Origin of the sequence: Pseudomonas sp. MOIL14HWK12:I1 (assembly GCF_000510705.1) — a bacterium.
Classification (GTDB): domain Bacteria; phylum Pseudomonadota; class Gammaproteobacteria; order Pseudomonadales; family Pseudomonadaceae; genus Chryseomonas; species Chryseomonas oryzihabitans.
In genome coordinates this window covers 339931-366169 of the sequence record NZ_KI783309.1, presented here as the reverse complement: position 1 = coordinate 366169, position 26239 = coordinate 339931, and the positions used below count along the sequence as shown (strand labels likewise).

General features: G+C 66.5%; 24 protein-coding genes. 9 read left to right on the top strand and 15 right to left on the bottom strand.

Annotated features, from left to right (window positions below; all coding sequences use genetic code 11):
• Nucleotides 1-67 precede the first annotated feature (67 nt).
• Together mscK and selO are read left to right on the top strand one after the other, a co-directional pair.
• Entirely contained in the window at nucleotides 68-3412 is a 3345-nt protein-coding gene (mscK, locus tag PSEK12I1_RS0122795) for a mechanosensitive channel MscK (RefSeq protein WP_027603031.1), read from the top strand.
• Between the two features lie 30 nt (nucleotides 3413-3442).
• Nucleotides 3443-4903, top strand: coding sequence for a protein adenylyltransferase SelO (gene selO / locus PSEK12I1_RS0122790; protein ID WP_027603030.1), 1461 nt, complete (start codon nucleotides 3443-3445; stop codon nucleotides 4901-4903).
• 186 nt (nucleotides 4904-5089) lie between these two features.
• Here the strand turns inward: selO and pncB are convergent, their stop codons facing one another.
• The 10 genes from pncB to PSEK12I1_RS0122740 form a co-directional block, all read right to left on the bottom strand.
• Nucleotides 5090-6292 (bottom strand): nicotinate phosphoribosyltransferase, encoded by a 1203-nt coding sequence (gene pncB / locus PSEK12I1_RS0122785; RefSeq protein WP_027598540.1) that lies wholly within the window; start codon nucleotides 6290-6292, stop codon nucleotides 5090-5092.
• An 83-nt stretch (nucleotides 6293-6375) separates the two neighbouring features.
• On the bottom strand, nucleotides 6376-6594 hold the full coding sequence (locus PSEK12I1_RS0122780; RefSeq protein ID WP_027598539.1) for a hypothetical protein: 219 nt from the start codon (nucleotides 6592-6594) through the stop codon (nucleotides 6376-6378).
• A complete protein-coding gene (locus PSEK12I1_RS0122775; RefSeq protein WP_027598538.1) occupies nucleotides 6591-7289 on the bottom strand; it encodes a lipopolysaccharide kinase InaA family protein in 699 nt (232 codons plus the stop codon). The genes PSEK12I1_RS0122780 and PSEK12I1_RS0122775 overlap by 4 nt, the downstream gene beginning before the upstream one ends.
• A 28-nt stretch (nucleotides 7290-7317) precedes the next feature.
• Entirely contained in the window at nucleotides 7318-8004 is a 687-nt protein-coding gene (locus tag PSEK12I1_RS0122770; protein WP_027598537.1) for a class I SAM-dependent methyltransferase, read from the bottom strand.
• A 91-nt stretch (nucleotides 8005-8095) separates the two neighbouring features.
• Nucleotides 8096-9385 (bottom strand): HAMP domain-containing sensor histidine kinase, encoded by a 1290-nt coding sequence (locus PSEK12I1_RS0122765; protein ID WP_027603029.1) that lies wholly within the window; start codon nucleotides 9383-9385, stop codon nucleotides 8096-8098.
• 2 nt (nucleotides 9386-9387) lie between these two features.
• Nucleotides 9388-10062: a response regulator transcription factor gene (locus PSEK12I1_RS0122760; protein WP_007161935.1), complete on the bottom strand. Its 675-nt coding sequence runs from the start codon at nucleotides 10060-10062 to the stop codon at nucleotides 9388-9390.
• A 177-nt stretch (nucleotides 10063-10239) separates the two neighbouring features.
• The gene (groL, locus tag PSEK12I1_RS0122755) at nucleotides 10240-11880 is read right to left on the bottom strand and encodes a chaperonin GroEL (RefSeq protein WP_007161934.1); all 1641 of its coding nucleotides are present in this window, start codon (nucleotides 11878-11880) and stop codon (nucleotides 10240-10242) included.
• 39 nt (nucleotides 11881-11919) lie between these two features.
• The gene (locus PSEK12I1_RS0122750) at nucleotides 11920-12213 is read right to left on the bottom strand and encodes a co-chaperone GroES (RefSeq protein ID WP_007161933.1); all 294 of its coding nucleotides are present in this window, start codon (nucleotides 12211-12213) and stop codon (nucleotides 11920-11922) included.
• 189 nt (nucleotides 12214-12402) lie between these two features.
• Nucleotides 12403-12870 carry an FxsA family protein gene (locus PSEK12I1_RS0122745; protein WP_027603028.1) on the bottom strand — a complete coding sequence of 156 codons (468 nt, stop codon included), beginning with the start codon at nucleotides 12868-12870 and terminating at the stop codon, nucleotides 12403-12405.
• A 151-nt stretch (nucleotides 12871-13021) separates the two neighbouring features.
• A complete protein-coding gene (locus PSEK12I1_RS0122740) occupies nucleotides 13022-14029 on the bottom strand; it encodes a DUF481 domain-containing protein (protein ID WP_027598533.1) in 1008 nt (335 codons plus the stop codon).
• A 240-nt stretch (nucleotides 14030-14269) separates the two neighbouring features.
• On the opposite strand from PSEK12I1_RS0122740, the gene PSEK12I1_RS0122735 reads away from it, so the two are divergent.
• Both PSEK12I1_RS0122735 and PSEK12I1_RS0122730 read left to right on the top strand, forming a co-directional pair.
• On the top strand, nucleotides 14270-14608 hold the full coding sequence (locus PSEK12I1_RS0122735) for an MGMT family protein (protein WP_007161930.1): 339 nt from the start codon (nucleotides 14270-14272) through the stop codon (nucleotides 14606-14608).
• A 28-nt stretch (nucleotides 14609-14636) separates the two neighbouring features.
• Entirely contained in the window at nucleotides 14637-16358 is a 1722-nt protein-coding gene (locus PSEK12I1_RS0122730) for an AmpG family muropeptide MFS transporter (RefSeq protein WP_027603027.1), read from the top strand.
• A gap of 33 nt (nucleotides 16359-16391) precedes the next feature.
• Here PSEK12I1_RS0122730 and PSEK12I1_RS0122725 read toward each other — a convergent pair whose 3' ends face one another.
• Together PSEK12I1_RS0122725 and PSEK12I1_RS0122720 are read right to left on the bottom strand one after the other, a co-directional pair.
• Nucleotides 16392-17264 (bottom strand): mechanosensitive ion channel family protein, encoded by an 873-nt coding sequence (locus PSEK12I1_RS0122725; RefSeq protein ID WP_027603026.1) that lies wholly within the window; start codon nucleotides 17262-17264, stop codon nucleotides 16392-16394.
• A gap of 98 nt (nucleotides 17265-17362) precedes the next feature.
• Nucleotides 17363-17842 (bottom strand): YajQ family cyclic di-GMP-binding protein, encoded by a 480-nt coding sequence (locus PSEK12I1_RS0122720; RefSeq protein WP_017640080.1) that lies wholly within the window; start codon nucleotides 17840-17842, stop codon nucleotides 17363-17365.
• A 123-nt stretch (nucleotides 17843-17965) separates the two neighbouring features.
• Between PSEK12I1_RS0122720 and PSEK12I1_RS0122715 the strand changes: the two genes are divergently transcribed.
• From PSEK12I1_RS0122715 to PSEK12I1_RS0122700, 4 genes are read left to right on the top strand one after another with little or no spacing between them, the layout of a single operon-like run.
• Nucleotides 17966-18880 (top strand): putative 2-dehydropantoate 2-reductase, encoded by a 915-nt coding sequence (locus PSEK12I1_RS0122715; protein ID WP_027598530.1) that lies wholly within the window; start codon nucleotides 17966-17968, stop codon nucleotides 18878-18880.
• A 43-nt stretch (nucleotides 18881-18923) separates the two neighbouring features.
• Nucleotides 18924-20945 carry an ATP-binding protein gene (locus tag PSEK12I1_RS0122710; protein ID WP_027598529.1) on the top strand — a complete coding sequence of 674 codons (2022 nt, stop codon included), beginning with the start codon at nucleotides 18924-18926 and terminating at the stop codon, nucleotides 20943-20945.
• A 21-nt stretch (nucleotides 20946-20966) separates the two neighbouring features.
• The gene (locus PSEK12I1_RS0122705; RefSeq protein ID WP_027603025.1) at nucleotides 20967-21527 is read left to right on the top strand and encodes a cob(I)yrinic acid a,c-diamide adenosyltransferase; all 561 of its coding nucleotides are present in this window, start codon (nucleotides 20967-20969) and stop codon (nucleotides 21525-21527) included.
• Entirely contained in the window at nucleotides 21524-22588 is a 1065-nt protein-coding gene (locus PSEK12I1_RS0122700; protein WP_027603024.1) for a hypothetical protein, read from the top strand. The genes PSEK12I1_RS0122705 and PSEK12I1_RS0122700 overlap by 4 nt, the downstream gene beginning before the upstream one ends.
• Here the strand turns inward: PSEK12I1_RS0122700 and PSEK12I1_RS0122695 are convergent.
• From PSEK12I1_RS0122695 to PSEK12I1_RS0122685, 3 genes are all read right to left on the bottom strand, one after another.
• Nucleotides 22569-23423, bottom strand: a complete 855-nt coding sequence (locus PSEK12I1_RS0122695; RefSeq protein WP_027603023.1) for a hypothetical protein — start codon at nucleotides 23421-23423, stop codon at nucleotides 22569-22571. The two genes, PSEK12I1_RS0122700 and PSEK12I1_RS0122695, sit on opposite strands and share 20 nt — an antisense overlap.
• A gap of 172 nt (nucleotides 23424-23595) precedes the next feature.
• Nucleotides 23596-24540: an NAD(P)-dependent oxidoreductase gene (locus PSEK12I1_RS0122690; protein ID WP_027603022.1), complete on the bottom strand. Its 945-nt coding sequence runs from the start codon at nucleotides 24538-24540 to the stop codon at nucleotides 23596-23598.
• Between the two features lie 81 nt (nucleotides 24541-24621).
• On the bottom strand, nucleotides 24622-25509 hold the full coding sequence (locus tag PSEK12I1_RS0122685; protein WP_027603021.1) for a LysR family transcriptional regulator ArgP: 888 nt from the start codon (nucleotides 25507-25509) through the stop codon (nucleotides 24622-24624).
• A 99-nt stretch (nucleotides 25510-25608) separates the two neighbouring features.
• On the opposite strand from PSEK12I1_RS0122685, the gene PSEK12I1_RS0122680 reads away from it, so the two are divergent.
• Complete coding sequence (locus PSEK12I1_RS0122680) at nucleotides 25609-26208, top strand: LysE/ArgO family amino acid transporter (RefSeq protein WP_027603020.1); 600 nt, start codon at nucleotides 25609-25611, stop codon at nucleotides 26206-26208.
• Nucleotides 26209-26239 lie beyond the last annotated feature (31 nt).

The following is a 26239-nucleotide window of genomic DNA, read 5'->3' as shown; positions in this document are numbered from 1 at the left end:
GTGCTGCCTTGCACCCCAGGCAGCCTGGCTTTAACCTCGCGCCTTTCCACTGCCCGACGCCTGCCGCATGCACCGCCTGTCCGCTCTGCTTCGCGCCGCCGCCCTCTGCGGCTGCCTGTTCACCCTTCCCGCCGTCGCTCAAGATTCCGGGCCGCCGGATGCCCAGCAGGTACAGCAGAATCTGAACGGCCTGGCCGATCGCAAGCTGCCCGCCCCCGAGCAGAGCGCCGCCCAGGACAGCCTGCAGCAGACCCTCAAGCTGCTCGACCAGCGCGACCAGTACGTCAAGCAGCTGGCCGATCTGCGCCAGCAACTGGCCCAGGCGCCGCAGCAGACCAAGGACGCCCAGCGGCAACTGGCGCGGCTGCGCGCCGAACCGATCAAGCCGGCCGAACAGCGCTATGCCGGCGCCACACCCCAGGCCCTGGAGCAGCGCCTGAGCGAGACCAGCCTGGCGCTCAACAGCGTGCAGGACGACCTCAATGCGGCCAACAGTCTGGTGATCAACGCCCAGACCCGCCCCGAGCGCGCCCAGGTGGACATCGCCAATCTGCAGACGCGCCTGCAGCAGATCGCCGATCTGCTCAAGGCCGGACGCGAGAATGCCAAGCCCCTCACCGCCGAGCGGCGCGGGCAGTTGCTGGCGGAACAGGCGGCAGCCAATACGCAGATCCAGCTGCTGCGCCAGGAACTGGCCGGCAACAGCGTGCTGCAGGATCTGGGCGCCATCCGCCGCGAACTCTTCACCGAGCAGGTCAAGCGCTACGAGCAGGAGACCCTGGACCTGCAGACGCTGATCAGCGGCAAGCGCCGCCAGCAATCGGAAAAGACCCTGGCCGAAGCCTCGCGCGAATCGGAAAAGACCGCCGGGGACGATGTGCTGTCCCAGGAGACCGGGCTCAATCTGCAACTGTCCGACTACCTGCTGCGCGCCACCGATCGCCTCAACGACCTCAATCGCCGCAATCTCGAGTCGCGCCAGCAGCTGGATCAGCTCAAGCAGACCACCGAGAACATGGAACAACAGATCGGCGTGCTCAAGGGCAGCGTGCTGCTGTCCAAGCTGCTCTATCAGCAGCGGGCGGCGCTGCCCTCGGTCAAGGTCAACAAGGACCTCACCGACGACATCGCCGATCTGCGCCTCTATCAGTTCGAACTCAATCAGCAGCGCGCCCAGATCGCCAATCCGGAAGGCTATGTCGACAATCTGCTGGCCCAGCAGCCGCCGGAAAAGGCCACCCCGCAGCTGCGTCAGCAACTGCTCGACCTGCTCAAGACCCGCAGCGAATTGCAGGAGCGTCTCAACACCGAGCTCAATGCCCTGCTCAGCGAATCCATCGATCTGCAGCTCAACCAGAACCAGCTGCGCAGCACCATCACCAGCCTGCGCGGTACCCTCGACGAGCAGATGTTCTGGATTCCCAGCAACAAGCCGCTGGACTGGAACTGGGTCAAGACCGCGCCCCGCAAGCTGCTGCAGCAGCTGCGCGACGTGCCCTGGGGCTCAAGCCTGCACGAACTCTATGTCGGCCTGGCCGAGCGGCCGCTGCTGCTGCTGCCGCTGGTACTGGCCTTCGCCACCCTGATCTGGCAGCGCCCGCGCATCCACGGGCGGGTCAACAAGCTCAACCAGGACATCGGCCACTATCAGCGGGACAGCCAGCTGCATACGCCCCAGGCCATCCTGCTCACCATCCTGCTGGGCCTGCCGGCGAGTCTGGTGCTCTGGCTGGGCGGCGTGGCCCTGGAGGGTGACGAACGCGGGGTCAACGCCGCCATCGGCGCGGCGCTGCTGGAGATCGCCGCCGGCTGGCTGGTGTTCTACACGGTGTATCGCCTGCTGGCCTCCGGCGGCGTGGCCGAGACCCACTTCCGCTGGGCGCGGCCCCAGGCGCAGTCGCTGCGCCGGCTGGTCAGACGGGTGGGTCTGCTGGCCCTGGCGCTGATGGCGGTGGTGGCCATCGCCGAGCGCCAGCTCGCCGGCCTCGCCGACGATGTCCTCGGCATCCTCATCGTCCTGGTCGCCTATGCCAGCCTGGCCTGGATGCTCGGTCGCTCGCTGCTCAATGCCACCGCCCGCGAGCGCCTGCCGTTCTTCCGCCTGCTGCTCGGCCTGATGATCACCGCCATTCCGGCCGTGCTGTTCTTCGCCGTGCTCTTTGGCTACTACTACACCGCGCTCAAGCTCACCGATCGCCTGGTGGACACCCTCTATGTGCTGATGGCCTGGATCATCCTCGAAGCCACCCTGGCCCGCGGCCTGAGCGTGGCCGCGCGGCGCCTGGCCTACCAGCGCGCCATCCAGAAGCGCCAGGCGCAGCAGGAAGACGCCGAGGGCGTCGAGGTGGTGCAGGAGCCGACCCTGGACATGGAACAGGTCAACCAGCAGTCCTCGCGCCTGCTGCGCCTGACCCTGCTGCTGGCCTTCCTCGGCGTGCTCTACCTGGTCTGGGCCGATGTGGTGGCGGTGTTCTCCTACCTGGACAACGTCACCCTCTACCAGTACACCAGCGGTACCGGCGCCGCCGCCACCCAGGTACCCCTGACGCTGCGGGTGTTCATCATCGCCCTGGTGATCGCCGGTCTCACCGTCGCCCTGGCGCGCAACCTGCCGGGCCTGCTGGAGGTGCTGGTGCTGTCGCGGCTGAATCTGGCCCAGGGCAGCGCCTACGCCACCACCACCCTGCTCTCCTACGTCATCGTCGGCTTCGGCACCGTGACCACCCTGGCGACCCTGGGGGTGAGCTGGGACAAGCTGCAGTGGCTGGCCACCGCCCTCTCGGTCGGTCTGGGTTTCGGCTTGCAGGAGATCTTCGGTAACTTCATCTCCGGCCTGATCATCCTCTTCGAGCGCCCGGTGCGCGTCGGTGACCTCATCACCATCGGCAACGTGACCGGCACGGTAAACAAGATCCGCATCCGCGCCACCCATATCACCGACGCCGACCGCAAGTCGGTGGTGGTGCCGAACAAGACCTTCGTCACCAGCCAGCTGATCAACTGGACGCTGACCGACACCGTCACCCGTATCGTGCTGACCTTCGGCGTCAATCGCGGCAGCGACCTGGCCCAGGCGCAGCAGCTGATCATGCAGGCGGTGAAGGAGAATGCGCGGGTGCTCCACGACCCCGAACCCTCGCTGTTCGTCACCCACTATGGCGCCACCACCCTGGATCACGAACTGCGCATCTATGTCCGGGAACTGGGCGATCGCAGCGCTGCCACCGATGAGCTGATCCGCCGGGTCGACCAGCTGCTGCGCGACGCCGGCATCAACCTGCTGTCCACGCCGCAGATGGAGATCACCCTGAAGAATCGACACGGAGCGGAGAAACAACTGGGCAAAAAGCCTCTCCTACCTGAAGGGGATGCCCAGCAGGAGGCCGAGGATCCCAAGCCACCCAAGGCCTGACGGCCCCTGCGCGGATAGTTCGGGAGACCCATGAAACAGCTGCTCGACCTGACCTTCGACAACAGATTCGCCCGGCTGGGCGATGACTTCTCCACCCGTATCGACCCCCGGCCGCTGGACGATCCGCGGCTGGTGGTCGCTTCGCCCGCCGCCCTGGCCCTGCTGGACCTGGATCCGGCGGTGGCCGAGACGCCCGAGTTCATCCAGGTGTTCGCCGGGGCCCAGCTCTGGGACAGCGCCGAGCCCCGGGCCATGGTCTATTCCGGCCATCAGTTCGGTTCCTACAACCCCCGCCTCGGCGATGGCCGCGGCCTGCTGCTGGGCGAGGTGGTCAACGACCGCGGCGAGCACTGGGATCTGCACCTCAAGGGCGCCGGCCTCACGCCCTTCTCGCGCATGGGCGACGGCCGCGCCGTGCTGCGCTCCTCGATCCGCGAATTCCTCGCCTCCGAGGCCCTGCACGCCCTGGGCATCCCGACCACCCGCGCCCTGTGCGTGATCGGCTCCAGCACCCAGGTGGTGCGCGAGCGGCTGGAAACCGGCGCCACCCTGTTGCGCATGGCCCCCAGCCATGTGCGCTTCGGCCACTTCGAATACTTCTACTACACCCGCCAGCACTCCCTGCTGGAGCAACTGGGCGAACACGTCCTGGCCGCGCACTTCCCCGACCTGCTGGGCACCGCGGAACCCTGGGCGGCGCTGTTTCGCGAGGTGGTCGAACGCAACGCCCGGCTGATCGCCTACTGGCAGGCCTATGGCTTCTGCCATGGGGTGATGAACACCGACAACTTCTCGATCCTGGGTCTCACCTTCGACTTCGGCCCCTTCGCCTTTCTCGACGACTTCGACGCCCAGTTCATCTGCAACCACTCCGATCACACGGGGCGCTACTCCTATAGCAACCAGGTGCCCATCGCCCATTGGAACCTGGCGGCCCTGGCCCAGGCATTGACACCCAAGGTGGCGGTCGAGACGCTGCAGGAGAGCATCGCGCTCTTCCTGCCGCTGTATCAGGCGCATTACCTCGACCTGATGCGCCGACGCCTGGGTCTGCAGGAAGCGCACGACGAAGCCCAGGAGCTGGTCGAACGCCTGCTGGCCCTGATGCAGCAGGGCGGTGTGGACTATCACCTGTTCTTCCGCCAGCTGGGCGAAGAGGAACCCGCCGCGGCGCTGGCCCGGGTGCGCGAGGACTTCATCGACCTGCGCGGCTTCGACGACTGGAGCCAGGCCTATCGCGCCCGCCTGGACGCCGAAGGCGGCGCGGCGGCCGAGCGCACCACCCGCATGAACGCGGTCAATCCGCTGTATGTGCTGCGCAACTACCTGGCCCAGCAGGCGATCGAGCAGGCCGAAGCGGGCGACTACAGCGAGGTGCGCCTGCTGCACGAGGTGCTGTCACGCCCCTTCGAAGCCCAGCCGGGACGCGAACGCTTCGCCCAGCGGCCGCCGGACTGGGGCAAGCACCTGGAGATCAGCTGCTCGTCCTGAGAGCCTGTTTATAACCTGCTGCGCGTCGGCCGAACTGCGTTGAAAAGGCTTTCGGAATGCTCATTTACCACTCGTAAACTCGCGCGCGAGCCCGGTCCGCTTCCTCAAGCCTTTTTGCGGGGCCGCCCAGGCCTTGTTTGTCTCTAGCTCGCGAGATTATAAAAAGGCTCTGAGAGCTAACCGTAGCTAGGCGCCGTTGACCTGGAAGACGTGCCGCAGATAGTGCAGGAAGTCCGGCTCGCCGCCCTGGGCCTTGCCCGGGGCGTCGGAGATCTTCGCCACCGGCTGGCCGTTGCAGCGACTCATCTTGAGCACCATGTTCATCGGCTGCACCCCCGGGATGTCGCAGGTGAAATGGGTGCCGATGCCAAAGCTCACGTTGATCCGCTCGCGCAGGGCCCGGAACAGGGCGAGGGCCTTTTCCAGATTGAGCGAATCGGAAAACACCAGGGTTTTGGTCAGGGGGTCGATGCCCAGCTGCTGATAGTGGGCGATGGCCTTTTCCGCCCACTGCAGGGGATCGCCGCTGTCATGGCGCAGGCCGTCGAACAGCTTGGCGAAGTAGAGATCGAAATCGCGCAGGAAGGCTTCCATGGTGATGGTGTCGGTCAGGGCGATGCCGAGTTGTCCGCGATACTCCCGTACCCAGCAGTCGAGAGCGGCGATCTGGCTGTCGATCAGCCGCGGACCCAGTTGCTGGTGCGCCATCAGCCACTCGTGGGCCATGGTACCCAGGGGCGCGACGCCCAGCTTCCAGGCGAGGTGGACGTTACTGGTGCCGACGAAGCGACCGGGGAAGTCATCCCTGAGGCTGCGCACCACCATCTCCTGCACGCCATAGGAGAAGCGCCGCCGGGTGCCGAAGTCGGCCATCTTGAATTCGGCCAGCTCGTCGGCGCCCGCCTCCCGGGCCAGCCAGTCGAACTTGCGATAGAGCTGATCCCGGGCCACCTGCAGCGGCAGGTCGGCATGGCGCTGGCGATTGCGCACCTCGCTGATCAGCGCCAGGATCGGCACCTCGAACAGGATCAGGTGCAGCCAGGGGCCTTTCAGGGTCAGGGTGAAGCGCCCCTCCTCCTCGCCGAGGAACACATAGGAGGGATTGAAACGGAACAGTCGCAGGAAGCGGATAAAGTCGGGGGTGATGAAGGGGATGCGCTCGAGAAAGGCCAGCTGGCTGTCGCTGATGGCGACATCGGCCAGGGCATCGATCTCGGCCTGAATGGCCGCGTGGTAGGGACGCAGGTCTTCGTCGTTGCGACAGCGAAAGGCCCACTCGACTTCCGCATTGGGATAGTTGTGCAGGACAGCCTGCATCATGGTGAGCTTGTAGAAGTCGGTGTCCAGCAGGCTCTGCACGGCCTGCTCGGAAAAACTATCGGCCATCATTGGCGGGGGCTCGGCAGCTAGAAGTCAGACGACAGGATGCCCAACTTGCCGAGGAAGCGAAAGGCGCTTGACCGCCCGGGGGCCTAGCGGTTGTGGGTCTGGGTCATGCCGAAGAGAAACAGCAGCAGGTCCTGGCTACCGGTGCTGGAGGTGGTCAGGCTGCGGGCGACCGGTGTCTGGCAGTAGTCCAGACCCTCGCTGCCCACCACTGCAGCTGCCGGCCGTAGCCAGCTCGCATAGGCCAGGGTGGTGACCCCGCAGAAAGCCGCGATCAGCAAACCTCGAGTAATTTGTGAAGTCATGGCTCCAACCCTCTGATCTTCCGTCCCAACGCCTGTTGGTAAACGTAGAGGAGAGTTCGCCATTGCGCAGCATTCCACGACGAATGGCGGCGCAATTGCAGCATATCCCGACGAGCGGCCGTGTCTATGCCGAGGCGCTGGCGACATTTCTCCAGATCGAGCAGGGCCACCGAGAATTCCTTGCCCTGGGGACCGGCTCGTTCGGCGACGAAGATGTGCTTGGGATAGAGGCAACCGTGCTGCCAGCGATGCCGGTGCATGCGCGCCAGCACCTCACCGAGGGTGGCCAGGAACCGCTCGTGCTCGGCCTCGCTGAGCGCCTTGCCACCGCCTTCGGCATACCAGTGATCGAGGTCCTGGTAGCCTTCCAGGGCCGCGCTCACCAGCAGGGCGCGCCAGCCGCCCTGGGCATGCTGGGCAGCGCAGAACAGCAATTCGGGAACCTGGATGCCCAGATCGCGAAAGGCGATCAGCGCATCGCGCTCGCGCAGGGCGGTGGGACGCCCCAGGGGGTGACGCAGGCTGCGATAGAGGTGGCCGACCTGGCGCTTGACGTAGGCCAGGGTACCGTCAGGGAGTTGCAGGCGCTGGACACCGCTTTCGCCACCACGGCGGACGTTGGGCGCTTCCACCCAGTCGCCCGCGGTGTTCCACCAGCGATCGAAACGCTCTTCGCCTTGCGTCACGGCTCCCATCGGCTGCCTCTCTTATTCTGAAATAGCTTCAATTGGCCTTGCGCAGGACGTAGACCCGCCACATGGCATAGCCCGGCAGGAAGTCCAGGGCCCGGTCGACGACGAAGCCGGCCTGGGCGACTTCCGCCTCGAACTGGCTGCGCTCGACGATGAATCTGTTCTGATAACCGCCGCGGTCGCGGCCCTGGGCCTTGCGACGACGTTCCAGTGCCTGACGCCGCCAGGCCTTGAAGTTGCCGTCCACCCACAGCGACAGGATGACGCTGTCGCGGGTCACCCGGTGGAACTCCTGCAGCAGGGCCAGACGGTCCGCCGATTCGCCCACGTGGTGAAACAAACGCATACAGAAGATGCAATCTACAGAATTGTCGGACAGGTCGATAGCGAAAGCCGACGTCTGTAGCGTCTTCACCCGGGCCACGACGTCCGCGGGCTGCTGTTCACGGGCGGTGGCCAGCATGTTTTCCGAGTAGTCGGCGCCGATGATCAGGCGATTGCGCTTCTCCGCCAGCAGCGGCCAGAAACGGCCGGCGCCACTGGGCAGATCCAGCACCAGATTGGGTTGGCCGGCGATGCTTAGGGCCTGCCGGGCGAGCTGCTGGTCGCGCCAGTTGGACAGGCGCCGGGCCAGGCCGTCCTGATGCTTCAGGTAATACTGGCGGGCGTGGTCGGCGTCGTACTTTTGCGAAAAGGGCAGGTCGATGGGCGCTTTCACGGAGGCGGCTCCTGAGGGAGTGGAGAAGTGCCGCCACCCTACCCAGGCCGCTGTCAAACCGCGGTCAAGGCGTTGTGAAAATTCTGTAACCTCAGTCCGCTAGGCTGCCGCTGCCCAGCGCTATCTCGAAGCGACAGCCACCCGCCGCGCTGTCACCCAGGGCCACGGTCCAGCCTTGCAGCTGGCAGATCCTGCGGACCAGCGACAGCCCCAGTCCGAGGCCTTCGCCACGCCCCTCGGCGCCCCGCACGAAGGGCTGGAACATCGCCTCGCGCTGCTCCTCGGGAATGCCCACGCCGCTGTCTTCCACCACGAAGCCGTCCGCTCCGACCTGCAGGCCGATATAGCCCCGCTCGGTATAGTGCAGCGCATTGCGCAGCAGATTGCTCATCACCGAGCGCAGGAAGGGCTCGTGCCAGAGCGCCTGGTCGGCCTCCGGCGCCACGCTCAGCCGCCACTGCAGGCCCTTGGCTTCCACCGCCGCCTGCCATTCCTGCGTCTGGCGCCGCGCCACCTGGGCCAGGGTGGCACGCGGCGCCTGGGTGTCGTTGTCGCCCTGGTTGCGCGCCAGGGCGAGAAAGGTCTGGACCAGCTCCTGCATCTCCCGCGCCGCGCGGGTCATGCGCTCCAGCGGCCCTTTCGCCCGGGCTGGCAGGTCCGGCGTGGCCTCGAGCAGCTCGCAGGAGGAATTGATCACCATCAGCGGGGTACGCAACTCGTGGCTGACGTCGCTGGTGAACAGGCGCTCCCGGGCCAGGGCGGCGCGCAGGCGATTCAGGGCGTCGTCGAAGGCGCCGGCCAACTCGCCGACCTCGTCCTTGGCATAGTCCGGCGCCAGGGGCGGCGTCACATCGAGCAGTTGATCACGCCGGCGCACCTGACGCGCCAGCCGCACCACCGGGGCGATCACCCGCCGCGACAGCGCCCAGCCCAGCAGCCAGGCCAGGGCCACGCTGATCAGGAAGCCGACCAGCACCACCTTGTAGAGCAGCCGTTCGCGCGCCTCGAAGTCGCTCTGATTCTGCAGCAGGACGAAGTGATTGCCCTCCAGCTCGGCCACATAGGCATAGAAGTACTGCTGGTCCTCCTCCACCTCGCTGAAGCCGGCCGGCAACTCGCGCAGGTGGGCAGGCAACTGCGCCACCTCGGCGAGGGGCACGAAATACAGGCGCATGTCCGGGTCCAGCACCGGCTGGCCGCCGCGTTTCATGTCGCGCTGCACCATGCGCTCCAGTTCGTTGCGCAGGTCGGTGGAGATCAGCCGCTCTTCCACGGTGTGCACCACCGCGACGATGCCCAGGGAAAACACCCCGCCGACCAGGAAGGTCATCAGCACGAAGGCGATGACGATCCGCCGTGACAGGCTCAGGTGGTATTCCATGGCTACTCCTGCTCGACCAGTTTGTAGCCCACCCCGTGAATGGTGCGCAGCAGCGGCTGCTCGAAGGGCTTGTCGATCACCTGGCGCAACTGGTGGACGTGGCTGCGCAGGCTGTCGCTGTCGGGGTAGTCCTCGCCCCATACCGCCTCTTCCAGCACCTCGCGCCGCACCACGTGGGGCGACTTCTGCATCAGCAGGGCGAGGATCTTGAGGCCGATGGGATTGAGCTTGAGCGGCTTGCCGGCGCGACTGACCTCCAGGGTGTCCAGGTCATAGCTGAGATCGGCGACCTGCAGCTGGCGGCGTCCGCCGCCCTTGGCCCGGCGCATCACCGCCTCGACGCGAGCGGCCAGTTCGGACAGGGCGAAGGGCTTGACCAGATAGTCGTCGGCGCCGGAGCGAAAGCCTTCCAGGCGATCATCGAGCTGATCGCGAGCGGTGAGCATGATCACCGGGGTATCGCGGCGGGCATCCTGGCGCAACCGCTGGCAGAGGGTGTAGCCATCGATGCCGGGCAGCATGATGTCGAGGATCAGCAGGTCATAGTGTTCGGTTGCGGCCAGGTGCAGCCCGGACAAGCCATCCTGGGCGCAATCCACGCTGTAGCCCTTGAGGCTGAGGTAATCCAGCAGGTTGCTGAGGATGTCCTTGTTGTCTTCTACCACCAGGATACGCATGTCGCTGACCTCATTGCCCGAGTCCGCTGCGGGCCTCGTTGTCGTCTGTTTGGCACAGAGCCTAACCGGCCCCGACGGCCTCGACCAGCGCCGGGCGGGCCGGCAGCCGGCCATAAAAAACCCCGGTGTCCGCGAGGAGCACCGGGGTTGGGCTCGGCCCGGGGGCCGGAGCGACTCTTACATCATGCCGCCCATGCCACCCATGCCACCCATGTCGGGCATGGCCGGGGCTGCGTCGTCTTTCGGCAGCTCAGCCACGATGGCTTCGGTGGTGATCAGCAGACCGGCGATGGAGGAAGCGGCCTGCAGCGCGCTGCGGGTCACCTTGGCCGGGTCGATGATGCCGAATTCCAGCATGTCGCCGTATTCGCCGGTAGCGGCGTTGTAGCCGTAGTTGCCGCTGCCCTGCTTGACCTTGTCCAGCACGACGGAGGCTTCGTCACCGGCATTGGTCACGATCTGGCGCAGGGGCGCTTCGACGGCGCGACGCAGGATGTTGATACCGGCGTTCTGCTCTTCGTTGATGCCTTTCAGATCCTTCAGAGCGTCCAGGGCGCGGACCAGGGCCACACCACCGCCAGGCACAACGCCTTCTTCGACGGCTGCACGGGTAGCGTGCAGGGCGTCTTCGACGCGGGCCTTCTTCTCTTTCATCTCGACTTCGGTGGCAGCGCCAACCTTGATCACGGCAACACCGCCGGCCAGCTTGGCCAGACGCTCTTGCAGCTTCTCTTTGTCGTAGTCGGAAGAGGTTTCTTCGACCTGGGCACGGATCTGCTTGATACGGGCCTGGATGTCGGCTTCGACGCCAGCGCCGTCGATGACGGTGGTGTTTTCCTTGTTCAGGACCACACGCTTGGCTTGACCCAGGTGCTCCAGGGTGGTGCTTTCCAGGCTCAGGCCGACTTCTTCGGAGATGACGGTACCGCCGGTCAGGATGGCGATGTCCTGCAGCATGGCCTTGCGACGATCACCGAAGCCGGGCGCCTTGACGGCAGCGACCTTGACGATACCGCGCATGTTGTTGACCACCAGGGTGGCCAGGGCTTCGCCTTCGACGTCTTCGGCGACGATCAGCAGCGGGCGACCGGCCTTGGCGACAGCTTCCAGCACCGGCAGCAGTTCGCGGATGTTGGAGATCTTCTTGTCGACCAGCAGCAGCAGCGGGCTGTCCAGCTCGGCCGACATGGTGTCGGGCTTGTTGATGAAGTAGGGCGACAGGTAGCCACGGTCGAACTGCATGCCTTCGACGACGGACAGTTCGTTTTCCAGGCCCGAGCCTTCTTCGACGGTGATGACGCCTTCTTTACCGACCTTCTCCATGGCTTCGGCGATGATGTTGCCGATGCTGTCGTCGGAGTTGGCGGAGATGGTGCCTACCTGGGCGATGGCCTTGCTGTCGGCGCAGGGCTTGGACAGGTTCTTCAGCTCGGCGACGACGGCAGCGGTGGCCTTGTCGATGCCGCGCTTCAGATCCATCGGGTTCAGGCCGGCGGCCACGGACTTCAGGCCTTCGGTGACGATGGCCTGGGCCAGCACGGTGGCGGTGGTGGTGCCGTCACCGGCAGCGTCGTTGGCCTTGGAGGCCACGTCTTTCACCAGCTGGGCGCCGATGTTCTCGATCTTGTCCTTGAGCTCGATCTCCTTGGCGACGGAAACGCCGTCCTTGGTGATCAGGGGAGCACCGAAGCTACGCTCCAGCACCACGTTGCGGCCTTTCGGGCCGAGGGTGGCCTTGACGGCGTCGGCCAGGGTGTTGACACCGGTCAGCAGCTTCTTGCGCGCGGAGTCACCGAATTTGACGTCTTTTGCAGCCATGTTCTGTTTCCTCTAAGAAATTCGAAAAGTGAGCGGGGATCAGCCTTCGATGACGGCCAGGATTTCGGACTCAGCCATCACCAGCAGTTCTTCGCCATCGACCTTGATGGCGTTGCTGCCGGAATAGGGACCGAAAACCACCTTGTCACCCACTTTCACCGCCGGAGCACGGACATCACCGTTGTCCAGCACGCGTCCAGTGCCTACGGCAACCACTTCACCGCGGTTCGGCTTTTCGGCAGCCGAGCCCGGCAGCACGATGCCGCCAGCGGATTTGGTCTCTTCTTCGCTGCGACGAATCACAACGCGATCATGCAGAGGACGAAGCGCCATTGTCGTATCTCCCAAAGTTCTAAGTGTTTCCAGCGCCGATGACTGCATCGGCAGTTTGTTTTTACCGGCTGCGCCGGGTGCGCCCCATGCATGACAGGACGCGAAACCTGCTCGCCTTGCGGCGACAACCTTGCGGTGTCCGCTACATGAGGTTGTCGCCAGGCATTTCAAGGGCGGGGGACAAAATTTTTAGTGCTTTTGCTCGTCGCGGTGCACCACTTCACCCTCGATCACCTCGGGGCGATGGGGCGCGGCCTGGCCGGGGCCCGGCTGATGGCCCTGGTAGCCCTGGGCGCCGGGGTTGCGCCGGGTGACCCGGCCGATCACCGCGCCCAGCAGGGCCTTGCGGGTCACCGGCAGGAGGCAGACGAGCGCCAGGACATCGCTGATGAAGCCCGGAAAGATCAGCAGGGCGCCGGCGATCGCCAGGGTCAGGCCCTGGATGACTTCCTGCTCGGGCATCTGCCCCTGGGCCAGGCGCATGCGGATGCGCCAGAGGGTGGTGAAGCCGGCGACGCGCAGCAGGGCGACGCCGACCAGAAAGCTCAGCAACAGCAGGGCGAAGGTGGCGAGCACGCCGATTTCGCTGCCGATCTTGATGAGCACGGCCAGTTCCACAAAGGGGAACAGCAAGAAGAGTAAGGCGGTCACGCGCATCTCGGGTCCTTCACGGTGGAAACCGGTTGAAAGACAGGAGATGGAGGCGGCCACGCCGATTTCAAGGTGGGCAGCCGGCGCCTGGCAGAAACGTCAAGGCCGCGAAAATCGCGGCCTTGACGGGTTGGCGCCTGCCTAGGGAAACATGACGTTACCAGGACACGCCGACACCGGCGGTGTACTCGGTCTGGTTGACGTTGCCCTCGGCACCGCTGGTCAGTTCCTTGGACGCCTTGAGGTTCAGCGACGCCCAGTTGGTCACCTTGTATCTCAGGCCGACATCACCGTCGAAGGTGAAGTTGGCGGTGTTGTCCAGCGGCCGGCCCAGTTCACCATTGGTGAAGAACTGGATGGTCTGGCCGTACAGGTAGCGGTTGTAGTCCCACTTCACGCTCGCCGAGAGGAACTGGTCGGAGCCGCCGTCCGAGTACTCGTAACGGTTGTGGTTGAGCAGGCCGGTCAGGGAGAAGGCCCCCAGCTCGTTGTCCCAGAACTGGTAACCGGGACCGGTACCCAGGGTGCGCTGCTTGGCCAGGTCCTGGATCCAGTCGCGCTTGTATTCGGCGCGGCCCTGCCAGAAGAATTTCTCGTCGAAGAAGCGATCCAGGGCGTACTGCAGACCGTACTTGCTGGTCGAGACCACGTCGTCGGTCTTGTAGCGGTCGTAGCTGCCGTTGGCGTTGTGCCGCCACATGCCGTGCCGGGCCTGGGTCTTGAAGTCGATGTCGTACTTTTCGCTGTCCTGGGACGAGCTGATGTAGTCCAGACCGGCGTCGATGTTGCCCTTCCAGGCGAAGTCGCGCAGGAAGGGACGCGGCGGCACGATCTGGGTGATGCTGGCCAGGGGCACGGTCTGCTGGCCATCGGCGGTGCTGACCACCACCTGACCGTCGTCGGCCGGCTTGAGGCTTTCCACCGGGAAATCGGGTTCGTACTTGCCGCGCTGGACGATGACGGGCTTGTCACGCTGCAAGGTCTTGATCTTGTCCCAGGACAGGGGAATGTTGCCGCCGTATTCGGTCTGCAGGAGCAGCTTCTTGCTGTCGAGCAGCTTGATGGTTCCGGTCAGGCGGTCGCCGTTCTTCAGCCAGACGGTGTCGGCATGGGCGAAGGAGGCGAGTGACAACAGCGCGAGCGAGGAGAGCAATCGAAAACGCATGGGCACCAGGACACCTTTGGGTGGACTTGGGTGGAAAGGTAACGAAACGAGAGGGGCGCGATTATCCGGGTGCCGGAGACCCGCGCAACCGTTCCTGGGTAAAAGTTAGGCAAGTTTCCGGAAATACTGCCCAAAGGTCGGACGTCTTGGGAGAATGTGGCAGCTCGACACGTTTCAGCACCACCGTAACCAAACTTTTCGGCACACTGGGACTCTTCTCCCCCGGAGCAGCAGGGCGTCATGAGCGCATCCCCTCCCCTCGAACCCCGGCGTCAGGCCGTCTTCCTGGCGCTGGCCGCCATTCCCGCGGGGCGGGTGGTCAGCTATGGCCAGCTGGCGGAACTCGCCGGCCTCGGTCGCGGGGCGCGCTGGGTGGGCTGGGTGCTGGGGCGCCTGCCCGAGGGCAGCGCCCTGCCCTGGCATCGGGTGATCGCCGCGGATGGCCGCCCGAGCCTGACCCGCGACAGCCCCTCTGGCCGGGAGCAGCGCGAACGGTTGCGCGCCGAGGGCGTGCTGCTGCACGAGGACCGGGTGGACATGCGTCGGTACCGGTGGAATCCAGCTGAGAGTGTCGAGTAGAGTGCGCGTTTTTTCCGAGCCCAAGGGCATGTTTGCACGTTTCTGGCGTGAAGCCGTCACCACCTACAAATCCAGGGCCTGCCTGGCCCTGCTGCTGCTGGGCTTCGCCGCGGGCCTGCCGGCCATGCTGGTGTTTTCCACCCTGTCGGTCTGGCTGCGCGAAGCGGGCGTGAGTCGCGAGACCATCGGCTACGCCAGCTGGATCGGCCTGGCCTATGCCTTCAAGTGGGTCTGGTCGCCCATGCTCGACCTCTGGAAGCTGCCGCTGATCGGCAAGCTCGGCCGCCGCCGCTCCTGGCTGGTGCTGTCGCAGATCCTGGTGGGTCTGGGGCTGATCGGCATGGCGCTGTGCAATCCGCAGCAGCACCTGGAGCAGCTGATCGCCCTGGCGGTGCTGGTGGCCTTCGCCTCGGCCACCCAGGACATCGCCGTGGACGCCTATCGCCTGGAGATCGCCAGCGACGACCGCCAGGCGGCCCTCGCTGCCTGCTACATGACCGGCTATCGCATCGCCGCCCTGCTGGCCAGCGCCGGCGCGCTGTTTCTCGCCGAGGAACTGGGCTCGTCCCGCCTGGGCTACAGTCAGAACGCCTGGGCCACCACCTATATGCTGTTCGCCCTGCTGGTCCTGCCCGGCCTGGTCACCAGCCTGCTGATCCGCGAACCCGAGCCGGTGGCGCCAATGGCCATGGCGGAATCGCGCTTCGGCTTCAATCACCAGTTGGTGGCGGTCGCCCTGCTGCTGGTGATGCTGGTCTCCATCCCCGCCGCCATCAATGCCGCCATCGCCCAGGCCTGGCCGCGCGCCCTGCTCTACAGCCTGTTCATCGTCGGCTGCCTGTCGCCCTGGGGGCGCTATTGCTCCAAGCCGCTGAGCGATCTCATGCGGCGCATGCGCGAACCGCTGCGACTGCGCGATGCGGCCAATGCCGAAGAGCTGCCGCGCTTCGACTTCGTCCACCAGATGGTCTCGGTGATCCTGCTGATCGTGCTCATCGTCGCCGTTACCGGTGGCCTGTCGGCGCTGGCCGGCGGCTACTGGCCGCGTGGCCTGATGTACGGCCTGATCGCCTGGCTCTGCCTCACCGCGCCGGGGCGCCGGCTGATGGCACCGGTGCTGACGCCCATCACCGAGTTCATCCAGCGCTACCAGTGGCAGGCGCTGCTGCTGCTCGGCCTGATATCCACCTATCGGCTGTCGGACACGGTCATGGGCGTGATGGCCAGCGTCTTCTATATCGACGTGGGCTACAGCAAGGAAACCATCGCCGGGGTCAGCAAGATCTTCGGGGTGTTCATGACCCTGTTCGGCGCGGGCCTGGGCGGCGTGCTGATCACCCGGGCGGGGATCCTGCCGATCCTCTTTCTCGGCGGCGCCGCCTCGGCGCTGACCAATCTGCTGTTCGTGGTGATCGCCTCCACCGGCGCCAACGTGCCGCTGCTGATCGCCACCATCTGCGCCGACAACGTCAGTGGCGGCATGGCCACCTCGGCCTTTGTCGCCTACCTGTCGAGTCTGACCAACCTCAGATTCTCGGCCACCCAGTACGCCATGCTCAGCTCGCTGATGCTGCTGTTGCCGCGGCTCTTGGGCGGCTACTCGGGGGCCATGGTCGAGCACGTCGGCTACAGCTCGTTCTTCTCGCTGACCGCCCTGATGGGGGTGCCTACTCTGCTGCTGATCGCGGTGCTCTGGCTGCGCCAGCGGCGGACCGCGATACCCAGCGGTCCTTCCGGCAGCGGTCACTGAGACCGGGGCGGCCTACGGCCGCCCCGCCCTGCCCTAGGCTTCGCCGCGCGCGGCCGCAGTGGCGCGCTCGTCGCCCTTGTCGTCGATCACCTTGACCACCCGGCTGGGCAGCGCGATGTCGATGCCTTCGGCCCGCAGGCGATCGCGGATCTGCTCGTTGAAGGTGAACTGGGTGCCCCAGAAATCGCCGTTGGCGGTCCAGCAGCGCAGCGACACGGTGATGAAGGTGTCACCCAGGCCGGCCACCACGATGGCGGGCGGCGGCGTCTCCAGCACCCGCGGATCCTTGGCCATGTCGGCCAGCACCTGCTTGGCCTTCTGCAGATCGGCGTCGTAGCCGACCTTGACGTCGAAGACGATCTGTCGGGTCGCCTGGCGCGACTGGTTGGTGATGATGCCGTTGGACAGGTTGCCGTTGGGCACGGTGACGGTGCGGTTGTCGCCGGTGCGCAGCACGGTGTGGAAGATCTGGATCGAATCCACGGTGCCCTGCACGCCCTGGGCCTCGATGTAGTCGCCGATCTTGAACGGCCGGAACAGCAGGATCAGCACCCCGCCGGCGAAGTTGGCCAGGCTGCCCTGCAGCGACAGGCCGATGGCCAGGCTGGCGGCGCCGAGCGCGGCGACGAAGGAGGTGGTGGCGATGCCGATCATGGAGGCGACGCTGATCACCAGCATGACCTTGAGACCGATGTTGACCAGGGTCACCACGAAGGTTTCCAGGGCCTGGTCCATGTGCCGTGCGGTGAACAGCGCGGCCAGTCGCCCGGTCAGGCGATTGATGATCCACCAGCCGATCCACAGGGTGATCAGGGCCAGTACCACCTTGCCGCAATATTGCAGGATCACCGGTAGCCAGGCCATGAAGGCCGTCAGCAGGTGATCGGTCTGGGCACTCAAATCCATCGTCTACCTCTCCACGCACAAGAAAAAAGTCGGGCGCGGCCTGAATGGCGGCGCCCTATGTGCGACGGACGGTAGCCCGAGAGGTTCCGAAACGCGGCTCAGTCGCGGAAGTTGTCGAACTGCAGCGGCATGCCCAGGGACTGGCCGCGCAGCAGGGCGATGACCTCCTGCAATTCGTCGCGCTTCTTGCCGGTGACGCGCACCTGTTCGCCCTGGATGGCGGCCTGGACCTTGATCTTGCTGTCCTTGATCAGGGCGACGATCTTCTTCGCCAGCTCCTTGTCGATGCCCTCGCGCAGGGTGGTCTCCTGCTTCACGGTCTTGCCGGAGGCATAGGCGTCCTTGACCTCCAGGCACTGGACGTCGATCTTGCGCTTGGCCAGGTTGACCTTGAGGATCTCCAGCATCTGCTCGAGCTGGAAATCGGCGTCGGCGGTCAGGGTGACGGTAAGGTCCTTGGCCTCGAAGCTGCCCTTGCCGCGCAGGTCGTACCGGCGCTCGAGCTCCTTCATGGCGTTGTCCACGGCGTTGGTGACTTCGTGCTTGTCCAGCTCCGATACGACGTCGAAGGAAGGCATGGATTTTCTCCTCGGTTGGGGTGGGGCAGCCTTGACGCTGCAGCCTGACCGACCATTATAACGACTGGCCCTCTTCCTCAGGAATCCGACCATGCGCAAGGAATCGACACTGGAGTCACAGCTGTGAGCTGGCACGTGCTGGGCGCCGGCAGTCTCGGCGGACTCTGGGCCGCGCGGCTGTTTCGCGGTGGCGAGCCGGTCCGGCTGATCCTGCGCGATCGCACGCGCCTGGCGCAGTATCGCGCCCGCGGCGGCCTGCAACTCAGCGAAGGCGACACCACCAGCCTCTATCCGCTGCCGGCCGAGACGCCCGAGGCCGGCAATCCGATCCGCCGGCTGATCCTCGCCTGCAAGAGCTACGACGCCGAAGAGGCCATCGCCAGCGTCGCCGCGCGCCTGGAACCGGAAGCCGAGATCCTGCTGCTGCAGAACGGCCTGGGCAGCCAGGACGCCGTCGCCGCCCGGGTCCCGCGGGCGCGCTGCCTGAGAGCCAGCACCACCGAGGGGGCCTATCGCGAGACCGACTTCCATGTGGTCGCGGCCGGTGCCGGGCAGATCTGGATCGGCGACCAGCTCGGCAGCCATACCCCGCCGCCCTGGCTGGATACCCTCGCCGAGCTGGGTTTCCCGGTGCGCTGGACCGACGACATCGACGCCCGCCTGTGGCGCAAGCTGGCGATCAACTGCGCCATCAATCCGCTGACCGTGCTCTATCGCTGCCCCAATGGCGAACTGCGCCAGCATCTGCCCGAGGTCACGGCGCTCTGCGACGAACTCGCGGCGCTGCTGGAAGCCATGGGCCTCGCCCCGGCGGCCCAGGGGCTGCAGCAGGAGGTCGAGGCGGTGATCGCCGCCACCGCCCACAACAGATCCTCCATGCTGCAGGACGTGGAGCGCGGCCAGCGCACCGAGGTGAGCTACCTGCTCGGCCACGCCCTGCCGATCGCCGGACGGCTGCGCCTGCCGGTGCCGCACCTGACCGAGCTGCAGCAGCGCCTGCAGGTCCGGCTCGCGGAGCGCGGATTGCCCGTCGATTAGCAGCGGGCTACCCTGCCCGCTTCCCTGTTGCCACGGCTGCGCCATGATCCTCGCCAAACGCCTGAAGAATCTCCCGGTCGGCCGCAAGTTGCTGGCTGCCCTGCTGGTGATGATGATCGCGGTGCTGGTGGTAGCCAATGTGACCTTTATCAGCGCCGCCTACTGGATCTCCCAGGAGAGCGTGGCACCCCAGGCGCTGCAGACCCTGGGCCGGCTGTTCGCCAGCCCGGTGCTCAGCCGCGAGGTGCTGGCCTCGCCGGCGGCGGCCGAGGTGCAGCTGCGCCAGCTGGACGGCTATGCGCCGCTGCGCCTGGCCGCGGTCTACGACAGCCAGGGCCAGCGCCTGGCCGAGTTGCACAATGGCGATCGCCTGCAGGTGCCGGCGCGCTTCGAAGAGCTGCAGACCTGGCGCCTGCGCGAATTCCGCACCAATCTGCTGGTGGAGCTGCCGCGTCCCGAGGGCGCTCCCGGGCATCTGCTGCTGGTGGCCAGCAGCGAACTGCCGGGGGCCTTCTACCGCGGCACCCTGACCGCCAGCCTGGCGATCCTGACCTTCAGTATCCTGCTCTGGCTGGTGGTGGCGCGGCAGATCAAGAGACTCATCACCCTGCCGATCCGCGAACTGGAAGAACTCTCGCGCCAGGTGACCCGCGAGGAAAACTATTCGCTGCGCGCCAGCAAGGGCAGCGAAGATGAACTGGGCCGCCTGGCGGAATCCTTCAACACCATGCTCGGCCGCATCCAGGGCCGCGAGCAGCAACTCAAGCGCGCCCGCGACGACGCCCAGTACGCGGTGCTGCAGGCCCAGAGCCTGGCCGAGGAAACCCGCCGCTCCAACCGCAAGCTGGAGCTGGAGGTGCAGGTCCGCGGCAAGATCGAGAAGAAGCTCACCGGCTTCCAGAACTACCTCAACAGCATCATCGACTCCATGCCCTCGGCGCTGATCGCCGTGGACGAGCAGTTCTACGTCACCCAGTGGAACCAGGAGGCCACCCACCTCTCCGGCACCCAGCTGGACGAGGCCCTGAACCAGCCGGTGTTCCTGGCCTTTCCCTCGCTCAAGCCGTTCCTGCCGCAACTCAGTCGCACCGCCGAATTGCTGCGCGTGGAAAAGGTGGAACGGGTGACCTGGGCGCTGACCGATACCCCGCGGCACTACACCTTGACCTTCTACCCGCTGATGGGCGGCGCCGGGCGTGGCGTGGTGATCCGCATCGACGACATCACCCAGCGCCTGAACATGGAAGAGATGATGGTGCAGTCGGAAAAGATGCTCTCGGTGGGCGGCCTCGCCGCCGGCATGGCCCACGAGATCAACAATCCGCTGGGCGCCATCCTGCACAACGTGCAGAACATCCGTCGGCGGCTGTCGCCGGAGTTGCCGAAGAACGTCGAGCAGGCCGCCGAATCCGGTGTCGAGCTCAATGCGGTGAACTGCTACCTGGAGAGCCGGCAGATCCCGCGGCTGCTCGACGGCATCCACCAGGCCGGCAGCCGTGCGGCCAAGATCGTCAGCCACATGCTGGCCTTCAGTCGCCGCAGCAATCGCAAGATGGAAGCCAGCGAACTGCCGCCGCTGATCGACCAGGCCATCGAGATCGCCGGCAACGACTTCGACCTGGCCGAGGGCTTCGACTTCCGCACCCTGTCGATCATCCGCGAATTCGATCCGGCGCTGGGACCGGTGCCGGTGATCGGCAACGAACTGGAGCAGGTGCTGCTCAACCTGCTGAAGAACGCCGCCCAGGCCATCCACCTGCGCGATGACGAGGAAGAAGGCGAATACGGCCGCATCACCTTGCGCACCAAGCTGCGCGGCGGCTGGGCCGAGATCCAGGTGGAAGACAATGGCATCGGCATCCCCGAGGACATCTGCAAGCGCATCTTCGAGCCGTTCTTCACCACCAAGGAAGTGGGCCAGGGCACCGGTCTGGGCCTGTCGGTGTCGTATTTCATCATCACCAACAACCACAAGGGGCAGATGGAGGTGCACTCCACGCCCGGCGTAGGGACCTGCTTCACCCTGCGCCTGCCCCTCGTCCAGGCCGACTTCGACGCGGCCTAGGACCTCATCAGGAGCTGCGCCATGGGTTTTCGCCTCACCGAGATCTACACCCGCCAGGGCGACGCCGGCGACACCGGCCTGGCCGACGGCAGCCGGGTACCCAAGGACCATCCGCGCATCGAGGCCATCGGCGCGGTGGATGAGCTCAACAGTGCCCTGGGTCTGCTGCTCGCCGAGCTGGCCGAGGACGCCCGCCTGGCCGAGGTGAGCGAGCTTCTGGCGCCCTGTCAGCACCGCCTGTTCGACCTCGGTGGCGAACTGGCCATGCCCAGCTATCGCGCCCTGCAACCGGTGGAGATCGAACGCCTGGAGGGCGCCATCGATCGGTGGAACGCCGAGCTGGGGCCGTTGGAGAATTTCATCCTGCCCGGCGGCTCGCGCGCCGTGGCCCAGGCCCATGTCTGCCGCACCCTGGCGCGCAGCGCCGAGCGCCGCTGCCGCAGCCTGCATGCGGTGGAGCCGCTGGAGGGCCAGGGCTTGCCCTATCTCAATCGCCTGTCCGACCTGCTGTTCGTCGCCGCCCGCATCGTCGCCCGGCGCCAGGGGGTGAGCGAGGTGCTCTGGCAGGCCGCGCGGCCATGAGCGCGCCGGCCGCACCCGCCGCGCCACCGCCGCGCCGCCACGAGGGCCTGCTGGCGCTCTGGGACGGCCTGATCCTGATCCTGGTCTGCGTGAACCTGGCGCTGATCCTGTTCGACAGCCTCTATGCCTTGGGACCGCTCAACCAGACCCTGGCCGCGGTGCTGCCCGGCTTCCACGCCTTCTATGGCGAACGCATCCACGCCCATTTCACCCGCATCGACCTGGTGTTCGTCGCCTTCTTCATCGCCGACGTGCTGCTCGGCTGGCTGGTGGCGGTGATCGAGCGCCGCCACGCGCGCTGGTACCACTACCCCTTCATCCACTGGTACGACGTGCTCGGCTGCATCCCCCTGGGCGGCTTCCGCCTGCTGCGGGCGCTGCGCATCGTCTCGCTGCTGCTGCGCCTGCAGCGCCTGGGGCTGATCGACATGCGCGGCTGGCGGCCCTATCGGCTGTTCAATCACTACTACCAGCTGCTCATGGAAGACCTGTCGGATCGGGTGATGATCAAGATCTGCGGCGAATTGCAGGACGAACTCAACACCCGCGACGACTTCTCCCAGAGCGTGATCGACCGCGTCATCCGCCCGCGCAAGCAGCGGCTGATCGACGGCATGGCGCTGCGCATCCAGGCGATGGTGGAACAGGGCTACAGCCAGAATCGCGCCACCCTGGAACGCCTGGTTGGCGACGTGGTGCAGCGCGCCCTGGACGAGAATCCCGATCTGGCCCGGCTCAAGCGCCTACCCATGGGCGAGCGCCTGGCCGACACCCTGGACGGGGTGCTCACCGACATCGTCAACGGCCTGGTCAGGGAAGCGGCGGCCAGCCTGCGCACCCGCGACTTCCGTGCCCTGGCCAGTCGCCTGGCCGATCACGGCTTCGATCAGAGTCTGCCCAGCGGCGCCCAGGACAATGCCCTGGACGAGGTGCTGGTGGAGATCCTCGAGGTGTTCAAGCAGAAGGTCCTGCAGCGCCGGCTCGATCAACTCGATGGCGAGCTCTGGCCGCAGGAATGGCAGCGCAGCGAGATCGATCCGATCAACGCGCCCCGGCGCTGATCTGCTGCTGCAGATTCTGCACCTGGGTCTGCAGGGTGGTGATGTTGCGGGTGGTCTGCAGGCGGAAGGCGTCGAATTCCTTGCTGTCCGGGCCCACCGGGCGGGCGTCCAGCTCGCTGCGCAGCACCAGCAGGTCCTGCTGCATCTCGCCCAGGGCCTGATTCTGGGCACTGGGCTTCTTCAGCGCGGCGATGTCGGCCTGCAGTGCCTTGTTCTGCGCGGTGAGGCTGGCGACCTGCTCGGACAGGCTGGCGGTCTGCGCCAGGCCGTTCTTCAGCGCGGTCTGCTCATCAACCAGGGCCTTGAGGCGGGTATCCACCTCGCCACTGCCGGTCTGCACCGTCTGGACCGCGGTGGAGAGATTCTGCAGACGGTTGTCCTGGGCCTGCTGGTTGTCCGTCACCCCCTGCTGCTGGCGGGTGAGCTCGGCGACCTTGGTCTGCAAGGTCTTGACCTGCAGCAGCAGCGCCTCGCGACTGGTGGTGCCGGAGGATTCGCTTTCCACCAGCTTGCCGGAGATGTCCCTCAGGCGACCCTGGGCGTCTTCGCTGATGCGCGCGAAGTTTTCCTGGGTGGCCACCACCTGCTCCTGCATCAGCACCAGTTGCTGATGACTCCACCAGGCGACTCCGGCCAGGGCCAGAGTCAGGGCCGCGACCAGCACCCACAGCGGCGCGGTGGACGGGCCACGGCGTACCGCGCGCGCATGACCGGCCGTGGGCTCGCGATAGACCTCCTCGGCTTCGACCGACCGGCGACCCGCGGGACGGCGATCGTCACGCTCCGGCGTCAGACTCGGGACGTTATCCATTTCATCGAGAAGATCGTTGCGCATGGCAGACCTGTGAGCAAAGGCAGGAAGACGAAATCGCGGCCAGTATAACGGCCGTCGGCGCCGACGCGAGGCCGTGCGCGGACGGATTAGCCCCGGGAGCGTGCGCGGAAACGCAGTCTGCGCCGATAGCAAAGCGCCAGCATGCCATATCCCGAGTGCCTTTGGTGCGGCGCTAGACCGGGCCGCTGCGGGCCTGGGGCGCCCGCGGGCGATATTCTTCCAGGGCGTTCCAGGAGCTGGCCTCGGGCAGGTAGCCGAAGGCCTCCTGGGCGGCGCGGATATCCAGGGTGAAGGGGCTGTCGAGCAGGTCGGGCCAGCGCGACTCGTGACCCGGGGTACGCAGGCGGGCATAGAGACGCCGGGGATCGAAGGCCTTGCGCTCGACCACCGGCGGCAACTCGAAGCGCCGCAGCAGGAAGTTGATCGCATCCCAGCACACCAGCGGCTGGCCATCGCTGAGGTTGAAGACCTTGCCCTGGGTGGCGGCCGGTTGCCTGAGCAACAAGGTCACCAGGGCCTTGCGCAGATTGCCGGCGCTGGTGAAGTCCCAGCGATTGAGGCCGTTGCCGCTGCGGCCCAGCTGCCTGGCCTTGGCCCTTTCCAGCAACCAGCGCGCCCAGTCGCGATCGGCCAGGCCGAGCACCTGCGCCGGCCGCAACACCGTGACCTGGGGGCCGAATTCGCCGGCGGCCAGGGCCAGGCGCTCCAGTTGCAGCCGGCGCTGGGCCTCGCTGCTGGCGGGCTTGGCCGGCACCTGGTCTTCCTTGAGCGCTTCGCCGCCCCGCTCGTAGACGCGGGCGGACGAGACATAGACGAATTGCGCGACCTGCTGCTGCAGGGCGGCTTCGATCAGCACCTGGCCGTGGTCGAGATCGGCCGCGCTCGGCACGCCGGCCACATCGGTACAGTGGGCGATGGCGTCGATGTCGTCGCACAGCGCCACCACCTGCGCGGGCTGGTCGAGCAAGGCCGGGTGATAGTCGGCGCCGCGCTCGACCAGGGCGTCCAGGGTCGCGCCGGGGCGGCCGTGCACCCGCACCAGTTGGCCGCGGTCGAGCAGGTCGCAGGCCAGGCCCGCACCGAGCGGCTCGCTGGCGCCCGTGATCAAGATACGCATGTCGCTGGGATTCCCGAAGCTGTCCGCGGTCGCCCGGGGCGACCAATCCGCCAGTGTAACCAAAGCCTTCGACAGGCGCCGCTAGTCGCGCACCAGCCACTGGCCGGCGACCTGTTCGAGGTGCCGGGTCAGGGCCTGCAAGGCGGCGCCGCCATTGCGCCAGTGATGCCAGAACAGCGGCACGTCCACCCAGTGACCGGGCGCCAGATCCACCAGCGCGCCCCGCGCCCGGGCGGCCGCGCTCTGGATATCCGGCAGGAGACCCCAGCCGATGCCACCCAGGGTCATCTGCAGAAAGCCCTCGGCGGAAGGACAGAGGTGGTAGTCGAAGGTCTGGGTGACGCCGAGCTGCTCCAGATAGCGATGCTGCAGGCGATCATCCGGGCCAAAGACGATGGCCGGCGCCCGTGCCAGGGCCTGGGGATCCGGCAATGCGGCCAGTTGCCGAGCGCGGAATTCCGGACTGGCCAGGGCCCGGTAGCGCATGGCGCCCAGGGCGCTGACCCGTGCGCCGGCCAGCGGCTGGCCGTTGGCGCAGAGGCAGGCCGCCACCTCGCCGGCGCGCATCCGTCGGAGCACCACGTCCTGGTCTTCCACCACCAGATCCAGCAACACCCGCTGTGCCCGGACCCAGGGGCCGACCGCCAGCGGCCACCAGTTGGCCAGGCTGTCGGCGTTGAGGGCGATGCGCAGGCGCTGCGGCGCCTCTTCGGCCAGACCCGGCACCTCGCTGCCCAGATCGGCTTCCAGTAGCCGCACCTGCTGGATATGGCGCAACAGCCGCAGACCCGGCGCCGTCGGCTGCGGGGGTGTCTCCCGCACCAGCACCGCCTGGCCGACCCGGGCTTCGAGCAGCTTGATGCGCTGGGACACCGCCGATTGCGACAGCCCCAGGCGCCGCGCCGCCCGCTCGAAACCGCCCTCTTCCACCACCACCGCCAGGGCTTCCAGCAACTTGTAGTCGATCATCGATTCAGCTAATGCTGCATAAGGAATATTGGTTTTTCTTATACACCTGGACGCGGCAAGGTGGCAGCCAATCCAGCACGACAGGGCACCACTTCCACAATGAACAGCTACGTCACCGGCCTCCTGACCATGGCCAGTCTCATCATGGCGCTGGGCGCGCAGAACACCTATCTGCTGGCCCAGGGGCTGCGCCGCGAGCACCATCTGGCCATCGCCGCCTTCTGCCTCACCTGCGACGTGATCCTGGTGGCCGCCGGGGTGCTGGGCCTGGCCGCGCTGATCCAGCACAGTCCGTTGCTGGTGGACATCCTGCGCTGGGGCGGCGCGGCCTTTCTGCTCTGGTATGGCGTCCAGGCATTGCGTCGGGCCTGGCGGCCGGCGGCCATGGGCACCCTGGCCGCGGCGGAGCCACGCAGCCGGCGGCAGGCGCTGCTCGCCGCCGCGGCGGTCTCGCTGCTCAATCCCCATGTCTATCTGGACACGGTGCTGCTGGTCGGCTCCCTGGGCAGCCAGCAGGCCGCGCCCCTGGCCTATGTGTTCGGCGCGGCCACGGCCTCCATGCTGTGGTTCTTCGGCCTCGCCCTGGGCGCCGCCTGGGCTGCGCCCTACCTGGCCCGCCCAGGGGTGTGGCGGTTGATCGATCTGCTGGTGGCCGGGGTGATGTTCGCCGTCGCCGCCCAGTTGCTGGTCTCGACCTGAGGCTGGCCTTCCCCGGGCGAGCGCCCTAAGC